This window comes from Marinicella meishanensis (genome assembly GCF_019931145.1).
Classification (GTDB): Bacteria; Pseudomonadota; Gammaproteobacteria; order Xanthomonadales; family Marinicellaceae; genus Marinicella; species Marinicella meishanensis.
The window spans coordinates 166,527-188,047 of the sequence record NZ_JAIOUV010000009.1 but is presented as its reverse complement, the minus strand read 5'-3'; the positions used below and the strand labels follow the sequence as shown (position 1 = coordinate 188,047).

The following is a 21,521-nucleotide window of genomic DNA, read 5'->3' as shown; positions in this document are numbered from 1 at the left end:
CAGAGGCTTGTATGGTGACTGATAAGCGGCTAAACTGAAGGCTTTTTCGCTATGAACATGGGCCTCAACCAAACCCTCATCATCATCGGCATCACCTGCCTGATTTCTTATTTGGCCTGGCAAGACCGCCGTGTCATGGAACGTTTGATTTTTTGGTCGCCGGCGATCAAACAAGGGCAAATTGAGCGCTTCATCACCCATGGTTTCATCCACGCCGATGGCATGCACTTGCTGTTCAATATGTTCACCTTTTATTTTTTTGGTGCCGTGATTGAAGGGGTGTACCGACAATTCTTGGGTGGCGCGGGGTTTGTGGTGTTTTATCTGGGGGCCATTGTGGTGGCCATGATCCCCTCCTTTTTGCAGCACAAGGATGACCGCAATTACATGAGCCTGGGGGCCTCCGGTGCGGTGTCAGCGGTGTTGTTCGCCTTCATCTTTTTGTTTCCCTGGGAGTTGTTGTACCTGTTTGGTGCCATTCCCATCCCGGCCATTTTGTTTGCGGCCGGCTATGTGTGGTACAGCCTCAAAGCCCACCACGCCAACAATGACAACATCAACCACAGTGCCCATTTATACGGCGGCTTGTATGGCATCGCGGTGACCATCCTGATGGAACCGCGACTGGTTGGCCGCTTTTTTCAACAGCTGTTCAATCCCGGCTGGTTTTGAGTCATTTTTTCAGTCAGTTTCACCGAGAATTCAAAAGAGTGTGGTAGTCTGGGATAAAAAGACGGAGTTCACCATGAAAAAAATCTTGATCAGCGTGCTGAGCATATTGCTCATGACCTCGGCCCATGGCTTACCCACCGGCGCTCCGGTGTGTGATGTGTTTGCCGATTACTCGAATGTGACCGGCATGACGAACCGCACCCGCAACCCCAATTCCGGCACCTATCAGCTGACCGCAAATGTCACTGCATACAATCCTTTTGAGCACGTGGAAATCACCATCACTGGCGATTCATTCTTGGGTTTGATGTTCACCGTGGTGGACGAACAAGGCAACAAAGTCGGCACCTTCTCACCCGACACCCAGGTCAGAGACTGTGATGGCCAGGCCATGTCAATCACCCACTCAGACCGTTTGGGCTTGACCAGCAAAACCCTGTTCTGGATTCCACCCAGTGACTATGTGGGCACGGTCTATGTCTTGGGCTATGTGTTGGAAGGGGCCGCGGGCACTGGTGCCGCGCAAAACTTTTATCGGTTTGTGCGCGATGACAACTCGGCCTTGGCCATCCCGGAAAGTGATGTGATCTTTCTCAATTCCTTTGACTAGGACCTGTTAACACCAACTGAAAGGCGACTGCTGGATCGTATTTTTCAGCCATCAAGGCATCAGTCGTGAGGTGTGGTCACTCCACATGAACGAGTGAATAACGCTGAGGGATGAAAAATACGACCCAGCCCCATGGGTTCAGGCTGCAAAGGTCACAATTAAGGCGCGAATCGCGTGGTTTGGTCATTCCAATCGAGCGGTGAGCAACGCAGGGTGTGACCTTTGCAGCCTGAACAGTGGTCTTTCAGTTGGTGTTAACAGGTCCTAGGTCCTATTAACAGGACCTTCTCTGCCAATTGACTGCGACCCCATGGGGCAAGGCAGGCAAGTGAAAGTGTTTGGCCAGGGTTTGTCCCATGTCTGCAAACGATTTTCTGGGGCCGATGTTTTGGCCCTTGATGTCGGGCCCAAAAAACAGCACGGGGACGTGTTCGCGGGTGTGGTCTGAGCCGGGGAAGGTGGGGTCACAACCGTGATCGGCGGTGATCAATGCCACGTCACCGGCTTGCATCATGGCTTCCAGTTCAGGCAACCGCTGATCAAAAGCTTCCAAGGCCTGGGCGTAACCCACCACGTCACGACGATGGCCATAATGGCTGTCAAAATCGACAAAATTCACAAACAACAAGGTGTTATCAACGGCGGTGGCAAAGCGCTGCAACATGGCATCAAACAGAGCCATGTTGTCTTTGGCTTTGATCTGTTCGGTGATGCCACGACCGGCAAAAATGTCGGCAATCTTGCCCACCGATACCACCGTACCGCCAGCTTGTTGCAGGTGGTCGAGCAAGGTGGGGGCGATCGGTGGGGTGGTGAAATCTTTGCGATTGGCGGTGCGTTGAAAAGTGGCGGCATCATCACCGACGAAAGGTCTGGCGATGACCCGGGTGATGTTCCATTCATCGACCAATTGTTTGGCGATTTGGGACACGTCCAGCAGCCGATCCAAGCCAAAATGGGTCTCGTGGGCGGCAATCTGAAACACCGAATCGGCCGAAGTGTAACAGATGGGGCGACCGGTGCGGATGTGTTCGGCCCCCAGGCGCTGGATGATTTCGGTGCCTGAGGCGTGGCAATTGCCCAAAATTCCGGGTAATTTGGCGCGTTTGATCAACTCATCAATCAAGCGTTCAGGAAAACACGGCACCGTGGTGGGGAAGGTGCCCCATTTGAACGGCACCGGCACGCCGGCCATTTCCCAGTGTCCACTGGGGGTGTCTTTGTCCCGGCTTTGCTCTATGGCATAACCATAGGCCGCGGTGACCACATGGCTGGCTTGGCCGGCCAGTTCGGAGCCGCTGCTGGCGGTTTGTGCCGCGGCCAAACCCAGACGGTTCAAGTTGGGTATGCGCAAGGGACCTGAGCGACCACCTGCGACATCGGCCTGGCCTTGGGCGCAGGCCTGGGCGATGTGGCCCAGGGTGTTGGCCCCATCGTCACCATAGGCTGGGGCATCGGCACTGGCACCGATGCCCAAAGAATCAAGGACCAGGATCAGGGCCCGGTTCATGGTTGTGGCTTGGACGGCATGTTCATGCAGATTATTGTAGCCTGCCCTTGATGTCACTGCCAAGACATGCGACATTATTTGCATGTTTGAATTCCTTCGGTTTACCAAGCTGTGTGGCCTGTGCTGTTGGCTTTGGCCACTGTCGGGTGCCGCCAAGCCCAACCTGTTGGCGGACATTGACCGCTTGCGCCAACAACACGACATCGCTGCCGCGGCCGTGGTCTGGGTCACGGCCGATCAGGTGCTGCTCGACCATTACCTGGGGGTGGCCGATCACCGCAGTCAACAAGCTTTGGGTCCACAGTCCCGCTACCGCATCGGCTCCATCAGCAAGTCTTTCGCTGGCCTGTTGGCCCTGCGGCTACAGGCCACTGGTCAACTCGACTTGCACGCACCGGTGGCCGACTATGGCCTCAGCCCATACATAACCAACGGCCATGCTGACAGCCCCATCAGCCTGGCACATTTGTTGGAACACAGCGCCGGCTTGGGTGATTTGTTAAAAGCCGAATGGGACCACAACACCCCCGGTGACGGCCCTTTGCAGCCTCGATTTGAATTGGGTTTGGGCGATCACCGCAGTCACTGGGCTCCCGGCTTGCATGCCTCATACAGCAATGTCGGTTATGGTCTGTTTGGCCTGGCCCTGGAATTGACCGCGAAGCAGACTTACGAAGCCTTGATGCAGCAGCAGGTGTTCAAGCCCCTGCAGATGACGCACAGCGATGTGTTGTTGACCCAGGAAATCAAGCAGCACCTGATCACCGGTTATGACCGCGATGGGGTCACCCCGATTCCGTTTTGGCACAACATCTATCGCCCTTTTGCGGCCATCAACACCAACAATCAGGACATGATTCGCTGGCTGCAAGCCTTGTTGCGAGAGGACCCCGCATGGCTCAGTGCCAAACAATGGCAACGCTGGCGGCAACCGACCACCACCTTGGCGGCGCGCAATGGTTTGACCTTTGGTTATGGTTTGGGCGTTTATCAATGGCAAGTGCAGGGCCATGATTTTTGGGGACATGGTGGAGATGCCGATGGCTACCTGACCCGGTTTGGCCTCCACCCGGCTTCGGGGCAGGCTTATTTCATCATGATCAATGCCTTCAACCACCGCGCCTTGAATGCCATGGTGGATCGGCTGGAAGCGCAGCTCATTGCGGGTTTGCAACCGCCTCCCAAGCCACTGCTGTACCCGGTGGATGGTGCCACTTTGGCGGCCTATGTGGGCTGCTATCGCTCGGTCACCAGCCGCTTCACTGGCCGCCGACCACAGACCTTGGTCATTCGCCGTTCGGGTCAGGGCTTGACCGCGCAGTTGTCCGGTGGGCCAAGCCGTGAACTGTTACCGGTGAGCACTCAACACTTCAGGCGCCCCCATGAAACCACGGCCACCATGGGGTTTTATCGGCATCAAGGGCAGTTGTATTACCAAGGGCATGAAGGTAATTTTGTGCGATTGGCCGCCACTCCAGAAGAATAATACCAGGACCTCTTAACAGGCCTTAGCCGATATTCAATCGGTGTTGACAGGAGCCAGTTTGATGGCTTCGCGCCACTGGTCGATCAGCAGTTGATCGGGGTATTGCCAATAATCACCGGCTTTGAGCTTCAGTTCTTCCATCAGGCTCAAGGCTTCGATGTGCTTGCCTGTTGCCGCCGCGGCCATGGCTTGGTATTTTTGCAGTGGATATATGAACGGTTGGGTGGCGGCGGTACGGTGCAGGTTGGCAGCCAGTTTGTCCGGTTGATGGACCAAGTACAAAGCGTTCAAACGATTCAACACCATGGCCATCTGGTCCAAGCGACCGGTGGGTTCAAGCTGGTCGAGGGCGGCCAGAAAATGCAATTCCGCGGCCTCATGCTTGCCTTGGGCGGCGGCCAAGTCGCCGGCATACACCTCAGTCAGTTCATGTTCAATGATTGCCAATTGCCGCAGGTGGGTGCTGGCCGTCGCCACATCGGCCAGCTTCAAGGCCAACAAAAACTCCGCCTCATGCAGTAAATTTTGGATCTCGGCACGGGGGTGTTCCAAGGCCAATTGGCGCAGCATTTTCAGGTCAATGTCGGCCTGGGCCAAATTGTTTTCGGCAAAATGCAAACGCAGCAGCCACACATAGGCATCGGCGGTGTTGCCATACAATTCCAGCTCGGCATTCATCGCCAACACCTGTTGCCATTGGTCATGGGCCAAGCGGAAACGCCCGGTTTGTTGGTACAAACGGGCCAGTTTGGTGCGGTTGTCACTGATGCCGCGGCGGTGCTGCAGTTGTTCGGCATGAAACAGCGATTCTTTGACCAATTGTTCGGCCTGCGTCCATTGGTTGCGTTGGCGCAGGATGCTGGCCAACACCGTTTTGGCTTGCATCTGATAACGCAAGTCGCCCGATTGTTGGAATGCCTTGATGGCTGCTTGTGCCTTGTCGATGGCCAATTCGGGTTGGTGCATTTCCCGTGCCAGCTTGGCGTAGGTGTTCATGATGGTGCCATACAGCTGTGGTTGGGTGTTGGCATCGGTCACCGCCATGGCTTGTTGCAGGGCTTGTTCGGCTGCTATAAATTGCCCCGTTTTGCGCCACAAAATGGCCTGGCTGATGAGCACCGCAGCCACTTGGCGGTCACGACCGTTGGCTCTGGCCCATTGCAAGGCTTGTCCATAAGCAATTTCGGCGGCACTGAAGTCACCCAAGCTGTCGAGGCATTGGGCTTTGACCAAAGCCACCCGGTAGGCCAAGAACGGGTCATTGGTTTGTAAGGCATTGAGCACGGCCAGGGCTTTGCGGGTGTCGGCTTGGCGGCGCAAAGCCACCGCTTTTTCATACCAAGCCATTTTGAATTCGGGGTCTTGTTCCAGGGCGGCATCGAGGAATTTCAGGGCCTGTTCGCTGTCTCCGGTGGCTTGGGCATGTTGAGCCCGGAAGTGACTTTGCAAAGCAAATTCATCGGAGGTGAAGACGTCGCTGACAGGGCTGGTCTCGGTTTGCTCAAAGCCCAACTGTTGTTGCACCCATGAGACCAATTGGGCCGACAGTTCGGTGATCTGGTGACTTTGGAAGTCTTCAGCGGCCAGCCCCAAATCACTGACCGTCAATTGGGCCTTGATTTGATATTGGGCTGCTTGGTCTGGGTTGGCAGCGGGCGCCTGCACCTGTAAGGCCAGTTGCAACGCTTGCGGATCCGCGGTTTGCACCGTGAACAACAGATCATGTCTCTGTGGATTGTCTGCTTGCAGGTCGACGCTGTTGACGGTGATGGCGGCTTGTTGGTTCAATTGGTACACCAAATAGCCGCGCAAGCCTGTCACCAACCATTGATTGGTTTGGCGGCTGGCTTGGATGCTGGATTGGCTGATCACATCCAGCGCTGGGTTGGGGTTGGTGGCAGGCAGCTCATCGCCAGACCGATCAATCAGCCACATGATCAGCAAGCCCAAACAGGCAGCGGCCAGCCCCACCCAAAAGACCGGATAGCCTGATTGGTTGGCAGCCACACCGTCCACAGTCTCGGCGGTATGGATGGTGGGCAAGAAACGGATGCCTTGTCCATAAACCGATTCGATGTACTCTCCAGGCACGGCTTGGTTGAGGGTCTTGCGCAGTTTGAGGATGCATTGATCGATGGTGTTGTTGGTCACCACCCGGCCATCCCACACGTGATCAATCAACTCATCACGGGAAATCAAGCGTTTGGGGTGGGCCAGTAAGTGACCCAGTAAGGCGTGGTTTTTGCGGGTGAGTTCCAACACCTGTTGACCGTGAAACAACTGCCGTTGCTTGAGGTCGTAGGTGAAGTCAGCAAACTGATAGATCATGGTTGTGGTGTGGATGACTGTGGGTTGTTGGATCAGCAATGATGATAGCAAATAATCGGCTTTGAGTTAATCCCCAATCGGTTGGCAGCCCAGAACTCAGGTTGAAATCAGCCTGGCATCATGATTGCTGTGCCATTCGCATATACCATGAATGGATCTGAAACACAACGAGGAGATGGACGATGAGTAAAGGTGGATGGGTGTTGGTCATATTGGGTGGCTTGTTGATTGGTGTGGGTGCTTGGATGCTGGGCACCGCTTATGCCAGCACCAGTTGGCCGGTGGTGGAAGGTCGGGTGATTGAAAGCAAAGTGGCCACCCGCTTTTCACAAGCCTCAGATCCGGCCAGAAGGCGCTTGGAGTACTACATCAGAATCACTTATGCCTACACTGTGGATGGCCAGGAATATCAGTCCAGTCGCTATTCATTGGGTACCGGCAACACGGTTGAAGGTGGCTTTTATGAACGGGCAGAGGCACGGGAATGGTTACAACAATCACCGTATCAATTGAACCACCCCATCGACGTCTATGTGGCGCCCAAAAACCCCACCAACACCGTGATCAGTGCCGGCATCAGCTTTGCCACTTGGATCCCGGTGATCCTCGGTTTCGTGTTCATTGCTTGTGGTTTTTTGGTCAAGGCCTTGGCCAAACAACTGCCCAAGCCAGCCAAACCAGCACGCTGAGGTCACTCAGTTCACCAGCACCGACTTCATTCGAAGTCGGTGGCAAAGATCAGGTCAGATGCGTGGATGGTCAAGCCGGTGGTGAAAGTGTCGATGCCGCCGTCATCAGTGCCACCATCATCGCGCAAAGAGACGTTGATCACAGCTTCCCCAGTGGCCCCGCTGGCCAACTCAAAAGTTAAAGTACCGGTGCTGGCATCAATGGCCGGTAAGCCGGCAAAAAATCCGCTCGGGGCACTGCTGATGTCGACCACAAAAACCAGGACCTGACTGGCTTCATTGGCCGGCCCTGGGCTGATGTCAGTGGCCCACTGTGGATAGCTCAGGAATTGACCCACTGGGACCACCAAATGGCTTTGGCTGGCCACATAGAATGGCGCGTCATTGACCGGCAACACAGTCAATTCAACCGTGGCTGCTGCGGCATTGAATTGGTCCGATGCGGTGTAGGGGAATTCGGTGGTGCCAAAGGCATCGGCATCGTCGCTGCTGAAGCTGAAAGCGCCATTGGCCCACAAATCAACCGCCCCTTGGACTGGGCTGCCGCTGGAGTCCAGTGCCCCCGCTGAGATCACCACCAAGGCACCGTCATCGCTGTCATTGGCCAACACGCCTTGGGCGGCCGGCACCACCAGCAATCCACCTTCCAACAACGTGTAGGCATCGTCGTTGAGCAGCGGGATGGGGTTGTTGCTGGTGGCATCCAGTTCCACCGCACCGATGTCACAGGTGGTCAAAAAGTCGGTGACGCTTGGCTGGTCAATCGCTCGCAGAGACGTGTTGTCATCGTGATGGCCGCGCTGGTCTGCGGTTTTGTTGTTGCATTTGCCTTGATCCACCGCGACGCTGTTGAGCAAAGGCGGGCGGGTTGGCGTCGGGCCGCCATAATGGGCCAAGGGGTTGACCAGTGGCACGATGGGCACCGGTGGTTCGCCGACAAAGTCATCGTTGATGTTGGGTTGTCCGGCTGGGAAAGTGGTGGCCGAACTGCTGTTGTTGCCAATCAAGTTGTGACCAAAACTCAGGTAACCGCCATCCAAGTCTGGTGCCGGGTTTTGTGCCCGGTCGATGTTACCGGCCACCAATGAGTTGAACAGGTTCACCCCATTGCTGGAGCCGTTGTAAATGGCTCCCCCGCCCGAGTCACCGGTTTGGTCGTCATTGAAGTCCGCTTCGTTGCCAACAAAAGTGCTGTGTTTGATGGTCACTTCGGAGCTCTCATTGGGGTAGCCTGGGCCGCCCATGGCCACCGCGCCACCCACGCCATGGGCCAAATTGTCGGAGAAAGTGCTTTGGTCTATGGTTACGGTGGATACGAAAGCGGTCCCATTGGCACGCACCAGGATGGCGCCACCGGCTGCATCATCCAAGGGGTTGCCACCGGCCAGATTGACCACGGTGTTGTTGGCAAACGTGCTGTTTTCGATCACCACGGTTTGGTTGCCGCCGATGAACAGCGCGCCGCCACCGGCGCCAGTGGTGTTGTTGGCATTGACGCCGTTGCCATCAAACAAGCAGTGGTGGAAGGTGGTGGTGTTGTCAAAACCACCGAACAGACCCACTGCACCGCCACCGCGTTCGGCGAAATTGCGCAGGAATTGCACCCGTTCAAAGGTCAGGCTGGCGCCGTTGAAGTGCTGGGCCCAGACCGCACCGCCATAATCGTTGGGCAAACGAATGTCAAAATCAGCAAACGTCAGGTCGGAAAACGTGAAACTGGCATCGGCGGCCAGGTTCATCACATGAAAGGCCCGGTTCAGGGCGATGCCGGTGATGGTCAACAGCTCCTTGGCAGGTCCTGCCACATGCACCGACTCGGTGATGGTGAACGTTTCGAAGGTGGGGATCACCGCCGGCAACATGGCCACATCAAATTCAATCACATCAATGATTGGGTGGGCTTCACCGGCCATGCATTCGCCGCTCACCGCCCCAGAAGGCAGGTTGCTGTTGGCAGCCTCGATGGCCTCTTTCAAATTACACAAGCCGTCGCTGTCTGACTGCACCGTCAGGTCGGCGGTGTTGATGGTGATGGTGGCGGCTTGGGCCCAGCTTAGGACCAACAGCCCCAAACAACAAGCGATGACGCCGCATTGGTTTACCCGCTTCATGATGATTCCCTCGTCAAAAACAAACAGCATAAGCCGGGTCAATCCAGCAATCCTGATGTCACCATGAATTCATTGTTAATTTCAAAATCATGCCCTTCTGTCGGCGGTTGGGGCTGAAGTTGTGGGTGAAAATTGGTAAAATGCCTGGCTCCTGTTTGCTGGACCAAAACACCCATGAATAAACTACACCGCCAACCCTTGCCAGGCACCAATCTGGATTATTTTGACACCCAAGGTGCCGTCAATGCGATCCGTGCCGGCGCCTATGAAGCCTTGCCATTCACCGCCAAAGTGTTGGCCGAAAATTTGGTCCGGCGGTGTCCGCCTGAACAATTGACCGCCTCTTTGCGACAAATCATTGAGCGAAAACGGGACCTGGATTTTCCTTGGTTTCCGGCGCGGGTGGTGTGTCACGACATTTTGGGTCAAACGGCATTTGTGGATTTGGCCGGTTTGCGCGATGCCATTGCGGACAAAGGCGGTGACCCAGCCCAAATCAATCCGGTGGTGCCGACCCAATTGATTGTGGACCATTCATTGGCGGTGGAGCACGCGGGTTTTGAGAAAGACGCTTTTGAAAAGAACCGGGCCATTGAGGACCGCCGCAATGCCGACCGCTTTCGCTTCATCAATTGGTGCAAAACCGCTTTTAAAAACGTCAATGTGGTGCCCCCAGGCAATGGCATCATGCACCAGATCAATCTGGAGCGCATGTCACCGGTGGTGCAAAAACAAGACGGCGTGGCCTTCCCAGACACCTTGGTGGGCACCGACAGCCACACCCCCATGGTCGATGCTTTGGGCGTGATTTCCGTCGGTGTGGGCGGCTTGGAAGCCGAGAGCGTGATGTTGGGTCGGGCCTCTTACATGCGCTTGCCAGACATCATCGGCGTGGAGTTGACCGGTCAAGCCGGTCCTGGCATCACCAGCACCGACATCGTGTTGGCCTTGACCGAGTTTTTGCGCAACGAAAAAGTGGTCTCCAGCTACCTGGAATTCTATGGCACCGGCGCCGATGCCATGACTTTGGGCGAGCGTGCCACCATATCCAACATGACCCCGGAATTTGGGGCCACCGCGGCGATGTTTTACATCGACCAACAAACCATTGATTACCTGCGCCTGACCGGCCGTGATGAGGAACAAGTCAAACTGGTGGAGCTGTATGCCAAGCACACCGGTTTGTGGGCCGATCAAATGACCGGCGCCGAATATGAGCGGGTGCTGACTTTTGACATGTCATCCGTGGAGCGCAACATCGCCGGCCCATCCAACCCGCATGCCCGGGTGTCGGTCAAAGAACTGGCGGCCAAAGGCATCACCGGTGATTACCACAGCCACGATGGTCTGATGCCTGATGGGGCTTGCATCATCGCCGCCATCACCAGTTGCACCAACACCTCCAACCCACGCAACATGATTGCCGCCGGCTTGCTGGCGCGCAATGCCAACCGCTTGGGCCTGACCCGCAAACCCTGGGTCAAAACCTCCTTGGCTCCGGGTTCCAAAGCGGTGACCCTTTATTTGAAAGAAGCCGCATTGTTGCCTGAACTGGAAGACCTCGGTTTTGGTGTGGTGGCCTATGCCTGCACCTCATGCAACGGCATGTCAGGGGCTTTGCAGCCTGAAATCAAACAAGAAATCATCGACCGCAAGCTGTATGCCACGGCGGTGTTGTCAGGCAACCGCAATTTCGATGGCCGCATTCATCCCTATGCCAGTGAAGCCTTTTTGGCCTCACCGCCGCTGGTGGTGGCCTATGCCATTGCCGGATCGATCCGGTTCGACATTGAGAAAGACGTGTTGGGCCTGGATCCGGACGGCAACGAAATTCGCTTGAAGGACATTTGGCCCAGCGATGAAGAAATCAACCAAGTGATTGCCGACAGCGTCAAACCCGAGCATTTCACTCAAGTGTATGAGCCCATGTTCAACATCCAGGACATCATTGCCAAGCACACCCCGCCATTGTATGACTGGGATGAAAAATCGACCTACATCCGCCGCCCGCCTTATTGGGAAGGTGCCCTGGCCGGTGAACGCACCATGCGGGGCATGCGCCCGCTGGCGGTGTTGGGGGATAACATCACCACTGACCATTTGTCGCCGTCCAATGCGATTCAAGCGTCCAGCGCCGCCGGTGCCTACCTGGCCAAAATGGGTTTGCCCGAAGCAGACTTCAATTCCTATGCCACCCACCGCGGTGATCATTTGACCGCGCAACGCGCCACCTTTGCCAACCCCAAGTTGTTGAATGAAATGGTGCGTGATGAGCACGGCGACATCAAGCAAGGCTCATTGGCCCGCCTCGAACCTGAAGGTGAGGTGATGCGCATGTGGGAGACCATTGAAACCTATATGGAGCGCCAACAACCGCTGATCATCATTGCCGGGGCCGATTATGGCCAAGGTTCATCCCGCGACTGGGCCGCCAAAGGCGTGCGCCTGGCCGGGGTTGAAGTGATCGTGGCCGAAGGCTTTGAGCGCATCCACCGCACCAACCTGATCGGCATGGGCGTGTTGCCCCTGGAATTCACCGGCGGTGACACGCGCCAAACCTATGCCATCGATGGCAGCGAAACCTATGATGTCGAAGGCGAGATCAGCCCCGGTTCAGCCATGACGGTGGTGATGACCCGCCGCAATGGTGACCAGGTCCGCATTCCGGTGAAATCCAGACTCGACACCGCCGAGGAGGTATCGATCTATGAAGCCGGCGGTGTGCTGCAGCGCTTTGCCCAGGATTTTTTGGCCAATTCCTGAAGCATAGACCATCCCAGAAAAGGGTCATTGAAGCCTTCGGCTGGCACCCTTAAGTGAGTCCGGCATGCGGGATCATGTCGCTTCTGCTTGTTGGTAAAAGTGCCGAACAATGATGAACACCAGCCAGGGAATCAGCACGGCCTTGGCCAATAAATAGCCCAAGGTTAGCCATTCATTGGGTTCGGTGCGGGCCACTTGATGAAACAACAATTCACCGTAGGGCTGGTTGTGAAAAAACAGTGACAGCGTGAAGTTGGAGCCCACATGCATGCCCAGTGGCATCATCATGGTCCGGGTTTGATGAAAAGCGTAGGCCCATGCCCAACCCATCAAGCCCGTTAACAAGAACACATACAACAATGGAATGACTTTGATTTCCTCGGTCAATAACCCGTATGAAAACCAATGATAGATGCCAAAGGCTACGGCAGAAATCAACATGGCTTTGCTGGGTCCCCACCACTGAATAAGCAGGAACAGCAGGGCCCCTCTGAACATCAAATCTTCGGTGAGGGCTGACTTCAGGAAGTACCCAAAACCCTGTGCCAGCAAATGGGGATCCCGTTGTGCGAGGGCCCAATCAATTTGGAAAAACCAGGTGTCGCTGAGTACCGACAGCCCGGTCAATACCACCAACAGCAACCAACCCAGCACAAACTGCCAAAGCTTGTTGGGTGTCGGCCACAAACCCAAAACCCCCAAGTTGTTGGCTGATGCCACATGCAGCAACAGCCAGGAAATCAATAAAATGACCAGCAAACCTAACATCGAACGGACCCCCTCAAGGCAGCTTGTTGTGTGCCAAAATCCATGCACCCACCATAAGCAGTTGTGAAACAAGGCTGCCATTAAAAGCGGAAACAGCAGACAATGCGTGCCAAATTATGCTTTGGTACTCATTTTTTGCTTGCTTCCAGGTTTTTTTTGAATTGGGTGGGCGTGACACCCACATGACTTTTGAACACGCGATTGAACGTGGTTTTGGAATTAAAGCCTGATTCAAAAGCCATCGAGAGCAAGGTGTGGTCTCTGGATGCTTCACTGTGCAGTTGCTTGATGACTTCAGCCACGCGCCATTGATTGATGCAGTCTGAGAAGGATTGTCCCAGGCCTTCATTGATCACTTTGGAGACGTGATTGGGGTGTAAGTCCAAGGTGGCAGCCAGCGACCTCAATGACAGTTCTGGGTCGAGATACAATTTGTTGGTTTTGATCTGTTGTTGCAACCAAGCAGCCTGGTCTTTGATTGCCTCACTGGGTGGCTCGTCATGGGGGCGGGCTGCAGCGGACGACCTGACTTGCTCCGGGTAGATGATGTCTGGCTGCAAAAAAGCTTCAACACTCAGCCAAATGGAAACCACTGACAACAGCACGTGAAATGGGTCATGACCCACCATTGACGACAGCCCTGCGAACCCAATCACAGCCAGCAAAAAATACACCGTCCAAAAGCTCAAGACCACCAACAACACCAGACTCAAGCGATTGAGCCAATTGAGGTTGTACTTGTGAAAATGGCTGTAATTCTGTTTGACCCAATGGTGGTAGCGCCGAATGCTTTTGTTGGCCAAAATGCTGTAGACCAGAAAAGCGGCAATGGCAACAAATGTCACCACCGGTTGGGTCAACAAGTGGAGTTCAGTTTGAAAAAAAGCCTGGCCTTTTGGCAGGCCTTGAAAAACCGCCGCCAAAAACAGCATCACTTCAACCATGACCGGTATGAAGTGCGGCCAAACGCGACGCTTAGCCAGGTGGTCGGTAGCCGCTGTGCCCTGGACATAAAAATAATAACAAGGCCCCAGGGCCAGGGTGAATGTCATCGGAATCCAGACAATGCCCGCGCCATATTGGAACAGGTTGAATTCCCAAATAAGGACCGATGCATTCCACCATGCGATCACCAGCAGCAGACCAGCCAGGTAGCGATTGGCTTGTTTGGTGGCGCTGCGCTTCAACATCAACAACAAGGCAAAAGTCATCGCAATCACAAAAGCCACCGCAATGGTCAGGCTGTGGCCATTAAAAGTGAGCGTAATCATGTCAAGCGGTCGTCCTCTGATCATCCATCAACTGCACAGTAAACCATGACCTGGCCACAAACGCCAGCAACAAAATGATCGACAGCTGTGGCAGGGCGGCTGTCAACGGGGGTGTGTATAGTTTGCCCAGCTGAGCACAATCAGTGTTTGAGTCCGTTTGGCTTTGGCAGTAAAATAATTGTTCTTCATAGCCAGTAACAGGCCAGCAGATTCCATGTCTTTATTTCAGCCACAGATTCAAATTCCGGCCACCTACATGCGGGGTGGTACCTCCAAAGGGGTGTTTTTTAAGCGCGATGATTTGCCAGCGGCGGCACAGGTGCCCGGGCCGGTTCGCGATCAGTTGTTGCTCAGGGTGATCGGCAGTCCTGATCCCTATGGCAAGCAAACCGATGGCATGGGTGGGGCGACTTCCAGCACCAGCAAAACCGTGATCCTGTCCAAGAGTGATCAGCCAGGGCATGATGTGGACTATTTATTCGGCCAAGTGGCGATTGATCGCCCCTTTGTCGACTGGAGTGGCAATTGTGGCAACTTGACCGCCGCGGTGGGGGCTTTCGCCATCCGCAGTGGCTTGGTCGATGCCGACAAGCTGCCGATCAATGGCGTGGCAGAAATTCAAATTTGGCAGGCCAACATTGAGAAAACCATCGTTGCCCATGTACCGATGACCGATGGTCAGGTGCAGGAAACCGGTGATTTTGAGTTGGATGGGGTGACCTTTCCGGCGGCAGAAGTGCGAATAGATTTCATCGATCCGGTGGGCGATGCCGCCATGTTTCCGACCGGCAATTTGGTGGATGATTTGGAGGTGCCGGGCATCGGCACCTTGAAAGCCACCATGATTGCAGCGGGCATTCCCACAATTTTCTTGAATGCCGCTGACATCGGATTCAATGGCACTGAGTTGCAAGGCGACATCAACGGTGATGACAAGGTGTTGGCGATGTTTGAAACCATACGGGCCCATGGTGCGGTGCGCATGGGTTTGATTGACTCGGTGGCTGATGCCGCTGGCCGCCAGCACACCCCCAAAGTGGCCTTTGTGGCACCACCGCATGATTACACCGCTTCCAGCGGCAAAGCCATTGCCGCCAGTGGTATCGATTTGAATGTCAGGGCCTTGTCCATGGGTTTGTTGCACCACGCCATGATGGGCACGGCGGCGGTGGCGATCGCCACGGCATCGGCCATTCCCGGCACTTTGGTCAATCTGGCGGCCGGCGGTGGACCGCGTGATTCGGTGCGCTTTGGTCACCCTTCGGGCACCTTGAAAGTGGGTGCTGAAGTCGGTACCGTCAATGGCCAATGGCAAGCCCAAAAAGTCAGCATGAGCCGCAGTGCGCGGGTGCTGATGAAGGGTGAGGTATATGTACTGAGCGAAGTGTTGACCGCTTAAGCCATGATCAATCGGTTCCTCAGTTTGCCCTGGGAAGCCCAAGCCATCTTGGGCATCTTTTTAGGACTGGGGGTTTTGCCATTCCTCACCGGTTGGCTGGTGGTGAGGGTCTATCGGCACTTCAAACCCCATGAGGATGAAGATGAAATTGGCTTGGTCACCCATGTGGCCGGCTCTGAAGACGGTTTTTTCAAAAAAATGCTGGTGGGTTGGTTGATCTGGGGACCCATCCTTTGGTGGTTTTATCAAACCCATCTGGCTTGAAACATACCACCAGCGGCAACATGAGGTGAGTTCATGGAGTTGATCATTGTTTGTGCTGTGGCCTTGCTGGCTTCCTTACTGACCCTGTTTTCAGGCTTCGGCCTGGGCACTTTGTTGATGCCGGTGGTGGCTTTGTTTTTTCCCTTGGAAGTGGCGATCGGCATGACCGCTTTGGTGCATTTGGCCAACAACCTGTTTAAAGTGGCTTTGCTGGGTAAACATGCGGTGTGGTCGGTGTTGCTGCGTTTTGGCGTGGCGGCGGTGTTGGCGGCCTTTGTTGGCGCCTGGGTGTTGGGCTGGTTGGCCCAAAGCAGCCAACCATTGAGCTATGAAATGTGGGGCTACCAAGGGCAGACCACCTGGCTCAACGTCATCGTTGGCGGTTTGATCCTGGTGTTTGTGTTGCTGGAATTTTCAAAGACTTTTGCGCACATCAAGCTGGGACCCCAATTCTTGCCATTGGGCGGCACCATCAGTGGCTTTTTTGGTGGTTTGTCCGGCCACCAAGGTGCCTTTCGCAGCATGTTCTTGTTGAAAGCCGGCTTGAGCAAAGAACAGTTTGTCGCCACCGGGGTGATGGTGGCGGTGATGGTTGATGTGGCGCGGTTGACGGTCTATGGTCAAGACCTCGTGGCCAACCATGATCAAGTCGATTGGGTGCTGGTGATCAGTGCCTCATTGGCGGCTTTTGCCGGTGCTTTCATCGGAAAGAAAGTGCTGCAAAAAGTCACCATCAAAACCGTGCATGTGGCTGTGTCCTTGCTGTTGGTGGTGGTGGCCTTGGGCCTGGTCAGTGGCCTGATCTGATTGCAGAATACCAGCTGCACGGTGCGTGGTTCTGCGTTAAGATGGTGTTTTGCGTCCGCTCGGAGAGAAGGGTGAATCACAAATTTCTGCTGCTGTTGGCTGGTTTGCTGTGGTTGGGTGGTGCCGTGGCTCAGCTGATTTTTCGCCATGGTTTCGAGGGCGACTTCATCTTCAGTGCTGGTTTTGAAAGTTTGCTGGCTTGTCAGGACACCGGTGACAACGACAACGATGGCTTGTTGAATTGTCATGAAACCAACACCCTGATCTACGTCAGTCCCACCGACACCGGTACCGATCCCAACGATCCGGACACCGATGGTGATGCCCTGAGTGACGGGGACGAGGTTTTGGGCACCGCCGGTGGTTTGGATTTGCCGGCCATGGGGGTGAACCCCTTGGTGCAAAACATCCTCATCGAATACGATTGGTTCGATGACAACCTCGATGCGGGTACCTGTGCTGCCCATTCACACCGACCGCGAGAAAACGCCATGAATCTGGTGGCTTTGGCTTTCCTGAATGCGCCGAACAGCAACCCCGATGGCAGCACCGGCATTGTGATCATTCAGGATTACGGCCAAGGTGGGGTGTTCGATCAAGGTAATTTGATCAACGATGCCGATGGGGTCTTGACCGGCGGCGTCAGTGGGGCTGAATTCCTGGCCCACAAAGCCAGTCATTTCCCCAGCAACCGCGACGGTTACTTTCATTACACCATATTGCCCCATCGCTACAACACCAACAGTGGCAGTTCTGGCCAAGCCGAATTGAATGGTGATGATTTGATCGTGTCATTGTATTGTTTTGGCTCCGATCGCAATGTGTCACACACCATCTTGCATGAATTGGGCCACAACCTGTCATACCGCCACGGCGGCAACACCTCATGTAACTACAAACCCAATTACAACTCGGTGATGAATTACCAATTTCAGTTTCCCGGTGCCGATGATGATTGTGATGGGGCTGGTGATGGGGTGTTGGACTACTCGCGGGGATTGAATGCGCCGTTGAATGAAAACCAACTGATCGAGGCCGATGGCATCTGTAACAGCCAAGCGATTGACTGGAATGACAATGCGGTGATAGATGGTGCGCCGGTCAGCGTTGACATCAACAGCGATGGTGGCAACAGCAGTTGTGGTGGGGTGCTGACCACCTTATCCGACCACGATGATTGGGCGGCCATCAACTTTGCTGGCATCCTGGATTCTGATCGGCCCGATTTGCCGGTGATCAGCTGTCACAACCCGGCACCACTGTGATGCCCCCTGATGTCCTGAGGTGGCCGTTCAGTTGCTGAACACCTCAGCGGCGGCATGGAACACCAAAGCATGCCTTTGGGCCAAGGCTTTTTGGTCGCGGTCGTAACCGCCGCCAATGACGGTGGCCACCGGCAGGTTGTGTTGTTGAATGGTGTGCAACACCAAGCGTTCACGCGCGGCGATGCCTGCGGTGGAAATGTTCAAATACCCCAGACCGTCTTCGGCGTAAACATCCACCCCGGCATCATAAAACACCAAATCCGGTTGGCTCAATCGCAAGGCTTCGAGCAAGGTTTCGTGGACCACGGCCAGATATTCTTCATCGTCCATGCCTTTGGGTAAACCGACATCCAGATCACTGGTTTGTTTGTGGTGGGGAAAGTTTTTTTCACAATGAATTGAACAGGTGAAAACCTGTGGGTCATCGGCCAAGATTGAGGCGGTGCCATCACCCTGGTGCACATCGCAGTCAAAGATCAGGATTTTGTTGGCTTTGCCCTGTGCGATCAGGGCTTTGGCAGCCACCGCCAAATCATTGAACACACAATAGCCACGACCGTGATCGTGGTAGGCATGGTGGGTGCCGCCGGCCAAGTGACAGGCCACACCATGGCGCAAAGCAATGGCGCCGGTCATCAGGGTGCCGTTGGGTGAAATCATGGAACGTTTGACCAAGGGTTCGCTCCAGGGCAAGCCCATTTTGCGCAACTCTTGTTGACTCAATTGGTTGTGTTGAAAACGCTGGATGTAGTCACGGTGGTGCGCCAGCTCCAGCACCGCTGGTTTGACCCGACCGGGTCGAAACACGTTGTGCGCTTGCAGCAGTCCCGCTGCTGTCAAACAGCGATGCAGCTGTTTGAATTTGTCCATCGGAAAGCGGTGGGTGGCCGGGAATGGGTAGGAGTAGAACGGTGAATAGACCAGGGGGATGGACATGTCAGTGGGCTGGGTCAGGGCTCATAAACAATTTGGTACGCACATTCCATGAACTCGATGACATCGCCATGTCGAATTTTTTTGCGCCGTTGCAGTTCCGGTTCACCATTGACTTTGACCATGCCTTGGTCGATCACCACTTTGGCTTCGCCGCCGGTGCCCACCAGCCCTTCAAATTTCAAAATTTTATACAGCTCGACGGGTTCTCTGTTGATGTGAATGGTTGGCATGGTGTTGGTTCCTGAGGTGGTTGGGTTAAATTTTTGACACTTGATTGATGGGAATGCGCACGTATTGCACGCCATTGTCATGCGGGGTGCCCAACGATCCCAAACGCATGTTGCATTGAATCGCTGGCAAGATCAGTTCGGGCACTGTCAATTGTTGATCGCGGGCTTCACGCTTGGCCTTGAACTCGTCAAACGGCGTTTGGGCATTGACCATCACATTGTGTAGCTTTTGTTGGCCGATGGTGACACAACAAGTGGGATCACGGGTTTCGGGGTAGTCATGACACAGGTAAACCCGGGTGTCATCGGGCAGTTGGTACAAGCGTTGGATGGATTGATACAAATCGCTGGCACTGCCACCGGGGAAGTCAACCCGAGCGGTGCCCAATTGGGGGTGAAACAAGGTGTCACCCACAAACACACAATCACCGATCAGGTAACTGCTGCACGCAGGGGTGTGACCGGGGGTGTGCATCACTTGCAGGGTCTGTTCTCCCACCTTGATGGTGGTGCCATCAGCCAACAAATGGTCAAACTGTGAACCATCAATCGGGGTGTCGGCACCGGTGTCAAACAAGGGCACCCAGTGGGGTGGCACGGCGGTGAAGCCGCTGCCAATGGCGGTCTGCCCACCCAGTTGGCTTTGCAGGTAATGGGTGGCGGTGAGGTGGTCGGCATGGATGTGGGTTTCCAACAACCATTCGGTGTGTAAGGCCTGATCCCGGATGTATGCCACCAACTGATCGGCACTTTCGGTGCTGACTTGGCCAGAGGCCACATCGAAATCCAACACCGGATCAATCACCGCACAATGCCGGGTTTGGGGGTCTGTCACCACATAACTGAAGGTGTTGGTGTTGGGGTCAAAAAAACTGGCAACCTGAATCACTGCATGTCCTGGTTGATTTGTTTCAAGAGGTCATAATCGATGATGATGTCTTCTTCCTTGATGGAAAAATCACCGGTTTTCATTTCTTTGACGTAGCGCTGCAAGGCGGTGATGCCGACCGGAAAAGCCAATTCGTCCCAGGGAATGTCGGCTGGGGTAAACAGGCGCACATCCGAAGTTTCGGCGCCAGGGCCGAAATGATCGTGGGCCAATTCCCCGCGAAAATAGACATGCACTTGGTTGCGTTGAATGATGTTGTAGACGCCGAATAAGGTGACGTTTTTCAAGTCGGCCAGCAGCTCTTCTTTGACTTCACGAATGGCCCCTGAACGGGTGGCTTCACCGTTTTCCATGAAACCAGCTGGTACGTTCCAAAACCCGGCTCGGGGTTGGATGGTGCGCTTGCCCAACAGGATTTTGCCCTGGTGTTCAATGATGCAGGCATTGACGATTTTGGGGTTTTCGTACTGAATGTGAAAACACTGGGTACAGATGGCCCGTGGTTTGTCGTCCCCCTCTGGAATCCGGTGCACCACTTCGTGACCGCATTGGTTACAGAATTGAATACTCATGGGGCTATTTTAACCCACTGGCGGTGAATTGTTGGTGTCCCTTCAGCCCCAATATTTCATCGAATCGACGATGCGCAAATAAGACTGATAACGGCTGTCGCGGATGCGGCCGGCTTTGACTGCGGCCATGATGGCACATTGGGGTTCATGGATGTGGGTGCAATTGCTGAATTTGCATTGACCCAGCAGTGTTTGGAATTCCCTGAAGCCATGCGCAATTTCATGCGGCGTCATCAACCACAAGCCATATTCCCAGACGCCTGGGGAATCGATGATGAAGGCATTCAATGGTTCATAGTGATACATTTGGGTGACGCTGGTGGTGTGGGCCCCTTTACCGGTTTTGGCCGAAAGCTTACCGGTTTTCAGTTCCACCGTTGGCATCATCACCCGGGTGATGGAGGATTTGCCAACGCCGGATTGGCCCACAATCACGGTGGTTTTGTCAGCCAACAAGGGCTTGATCGCGGTGATCGATGCAGCCTCTTTTTTGGAGGTCTTGAATACTTGATAGCCCAATTGTTCATATTGATTGATCAAGTTAATGAACACCTGGTCATCCATGTCCGATTTATTGAACACCAAGATGGGCTCAATACCTTCCAATTCAGCGGTGACCAGATAGCGGTTTAAGATGTCGCGGGTGGGGGCGGGTTTGACCGCCATCACAATCATGATTTGATCGACATTGGCGGCGATGTGTTGTTTGCGACCGCGGTTATCGGCCCGACAAAAGCTGTTGCATCGTTTGTCGATGGACTTGATTTTGTGTTCGCCTTTGGCCTGTTCAATGGTCACCCGATCACCACAGATGGGTTTGAACTTGCGGGGAAAAAAGGCACTGACAGTCGAGTGGTCCTCCAGCTTGATCAAGCTGGCTGTGGTCTTCTGGGTGGCGGTGACGCGGTAACTGTCTGACATGGCGACATGGTAACTGAATTGCCTGATTAT

General features: G+C 54.6%; 19 protein-coding genes. 9 read left to right on the top strand and 10 right to left on the bottom strand.

Annotated features, from left to right (window positions below):
* Positions 1–57 precede the first annotated feature (57 nt).
* Both K7G70_RS15400 and K7G70_RS15395 read left to right on the top strand, forming a co-directional pair.
* Entirely contained in the window at positions 58–672 is a 615-nt protein-coding gene (locus K7G70_RS15400; RefSeq protein WP_223789541.1) for a rhomboid family intramembrane serine protease, read from the top strand.
* Positions 673–745: 73 nt separating this feature from the next.
* A complete protein-coding gene (locus tag K7G70_RS15395) occupies positions 746–1,282 on the top strand; it encodes a reeler domain-containing protein (protein ID WP_223789540.1) in 537 nt (178 codons plus the stop codon).
* A gap of 274 nt (positions 1,283–1,556) precedes the next feature.
* On the opposite strand, the gene K7G70_RS15390 is transcribed toward K7G70_RS15395, so the two are convergent.
* Positions 1,557–2,792, bottom strand: a complete 1,236-nt coding sequence (locus K7G70_RS15390; RefSeq protein WP_223789539.1) for a phosphopentomutase — start codon at positions 2,790–2,792, stop codon at positions 1,557–1,559.
* A gap of 82 nt (positions 2,793–2,874) precedes the next feature.
* Between K7G70_RS15390 and K7G70_RS15385 the strand changes: the two genes are divergently transcribed.
* Entirely contained in the window at positions 2,875–4,278 is a 1,404-nt protein-coding gene (locus tag K7G70_RS15385) for a serine hydrolase domain-containing protein (protein ID WP_223789538.1), read from the top strand.
* A gap of 33 nt (positions 4,279–4,311) precedes the next feature.
* On the opposite strand, the gene K7G70_RS15380 is transcribed toward K7G70_RS15385, so the two are convergent.
* Complete coding sequence (locus K7G70_RS15380) at positions 4,312–6,606, bottom strand: winged helix-turn-helix domain-containing protein (RefSeq protein ID WP_223789537.1); 2,295 nt, start codon at positions 6,604–6,606, stop codon at positions 4,312–4,314.
* 182 nt (positions 6,607–6,788) lie between these two features.
* Here K7G70_RS15380 and K7G70_RS15375 point away from each other — a divergent pair, with 182 nt between their 5' ends.
* Positions 6,789–7,295, top strand: coding sequence for a DUF3592 domain-containing protein (locus K7G70_RS15375; protein WP_223789536.1), 507 nt, complete (start codon positions 6,789–6,791; stop codon positions 7,293–7,295).
* Between the two features lie 26 nt (positions 7,296–7,321).
* Here K7G70_RS15375 and K7G70_RS15370 read toward each other — a convergent pair whose 3' ends face one another.
* Positions 7,322–9,406: a choice-of-anchor Q domain-containing protein gene (locus tag K7G70_RS15370; protein ID WP_223789535.1), complete on the bottom strand. Its 2,085-nt coding sequence runs from the start codon at positions 9,404–9,406 to the stop codon at positions 7,322–7,324.
* A gap of 174 nt (positions 9,407–9,580) precedes the next feature.
* On the opposite strand from K7G70_RS15370, the gene acnD reads away from it, so the two are divergent.
* Positions 9,581–12,169, top strand: a complete 2,589-nt coding sequence (acnD, locus tag K7G70_RS15365; protein ID WP_223789534.1) for a Fe/S-dependent 2-methylisocitrate dehydratase AcnD — start codon at positions 9,581–9,583, stop codon at positions 12,167–12,169.
* Positions 12,170–12,241: 72 nt separating this feature from the next.
* On the opposite strand, the gene K7G70_RS15360 is transcribed toward acnD, so the two are convergent.
* Positions 12,242–12,937: a CPBP family intramembrane glutamic endopeptidase gene (locus K7G70_RS15360; RefSeq protein ID WP_223789533.1), complete on the bottom strand. Its 696-nt coding sequence runs from the start codon at positions 12,935–12,937 to the stop codon at positions 12,242–12,244.
* A 128-nt stretch (positions 12,938–13,065) separates the two neighbouring features.
* Positions 13,066–14,208, bottom strand: a complete 1,143-nt coding sequence (locus tag K7G70_RS15355) for a helix-turn-helix domain-containing protein (RefSeq protein ID WP_223789532.1) — start codon at positions 14,206–14,208, stop codon at positions 13,066–13,068.
* Positions 14,209–14,422: 214 nt separating this feature from the next.
* Between K7G70_RS15355 and prpF the strand changes: the two genes are divergently transcribed.
* The 4 genes from prpF (at position 14,423) to K7G70_RS15335 (ending at position 17,943) form a co-directional block, all read left to right on the top strand.
* On the top strand, positions 14,423–15,607 hold the full coding sequence (gene prpF / locus K7G70_RS15350) for a 2-methylaconitate cis-trans isomerase PrpF (RefSeq protein ID WP_223789531.1): 1,185 nt from the start codon (positions 14,423–14,425) through the stop codon (positions 15,605–15,607).
* A 3-nt stretch (positions 15,608–15,610) separates the two neighbouring features.
* Positions 15,611–15,871: a hypothetical protein gene (locus K7G70_RS15345; RefSeq protein ID WP_223789530.1), complete on the top strand. Its 261-nt coding sequence runs from the start codon at positions 15,611–15,613 to the stop codon at positions 15,869–15,871.
* A 33-nt stretch (positions 15,872–15,904) separates the two neighbouring features.
* A complete protein-coding gene (locus tag K7G70_RS15340; protein ID WP_223789529.1) occupies positions 15,905–16,678 on the top strand; it encodes a sulfite exporter TauE/SafE family protein in 774 nt (257 codons plus the stop codon).
* Positions 16,679–16,749: 71 nt separating this feature from the next.
* Positions 16,750–17,943 carry a zinc metalloprotease gene (locus K7G70_RS15335; RefSeq protein WP_223789528.1) on the top strand — a complete coding sequence of 398 codons (1,194 nt, stop codon included), beginning with the start codon at positions 16,750–16,752 and terminating at the stop codon, positions 17,941–17,943.
* Positions 17,944–17,970: 27 nt separating this feature from the next.
* Here the strand turns inward: K7G70_RS15335 and K7G70_RS15330 are convergent, their stop codons facing one another.
* The 5 genes from K7G70_RS15330 to rsgA are packed head-to-tail and all read right to left on the bottom strand — an operon-like array spanning position 17,971 to position 21,491.
* Positions 17,971–18,879: a histone deacetylase family protein gene (locus K7G70_RS15330; protein WP_223789527.1), complete on the bottom strand. Its 909-nt coding sequence runs from the start codon at positions 18,877–18,879 to the stop codon at positions 17,971–17,973.
* A gap of 14 nt (positions 18,880–18,893) precedes the next feature.
* On the bottom strand, positions 18,894–19,109 hold the full coding sequence (locus K7G70_RS15325; protein WP_223789526.1) for an RNA-binding S4 domain-containing protein: 216 nt from the start codon (positions 19,107–19,109) through the stop codon (positions 18,894–18,896).
* 25 nt (positions 19,110–19,134) lie between these two features.
* Positions 19,135–19,998 (bottom strand): MBL fold metallo-hydrolase, encoded by an 864-nt coding sequence (locus tag K7G70_RS15320; RefSeq protein WP_223789525.1) that lies wholly within the window; start codon positions 19,996–19,998, stop codon positions 19,135–19,137.
* Positions 19,995–20,570 carry an NUDIX hydrolase gene (locus K7G70_RS15315; protein ID WP_223789524.1) on the bottom strand — a complete coding sequence of 192 codons (576 nt, stop codon included), beginning with the start codon at positions 20,568–20,570 and terminating at the stop codon, positions 19,995–19,997. Before K7G70_RS15315 ends, K7G70_RS15320 begins: the two co-directional genes overlap by 4 nt.
* A 42-nt stretch (positions 20,571–20,612) precedes the next feature.
* Positions 20,613–21,491, bottom strand: coding sequence for a ribosome small subunit-dependent GTPase A (gene rsgA / locus K7G70_RS15310; RefSeq protein ID WP_223789523.1), 879 nt, complete (start codon positions 21,489–21,491; stop codon positions 20,613–20,615).
* Positions 21,492–21,521: the final 30 nt, after the last annotated feature.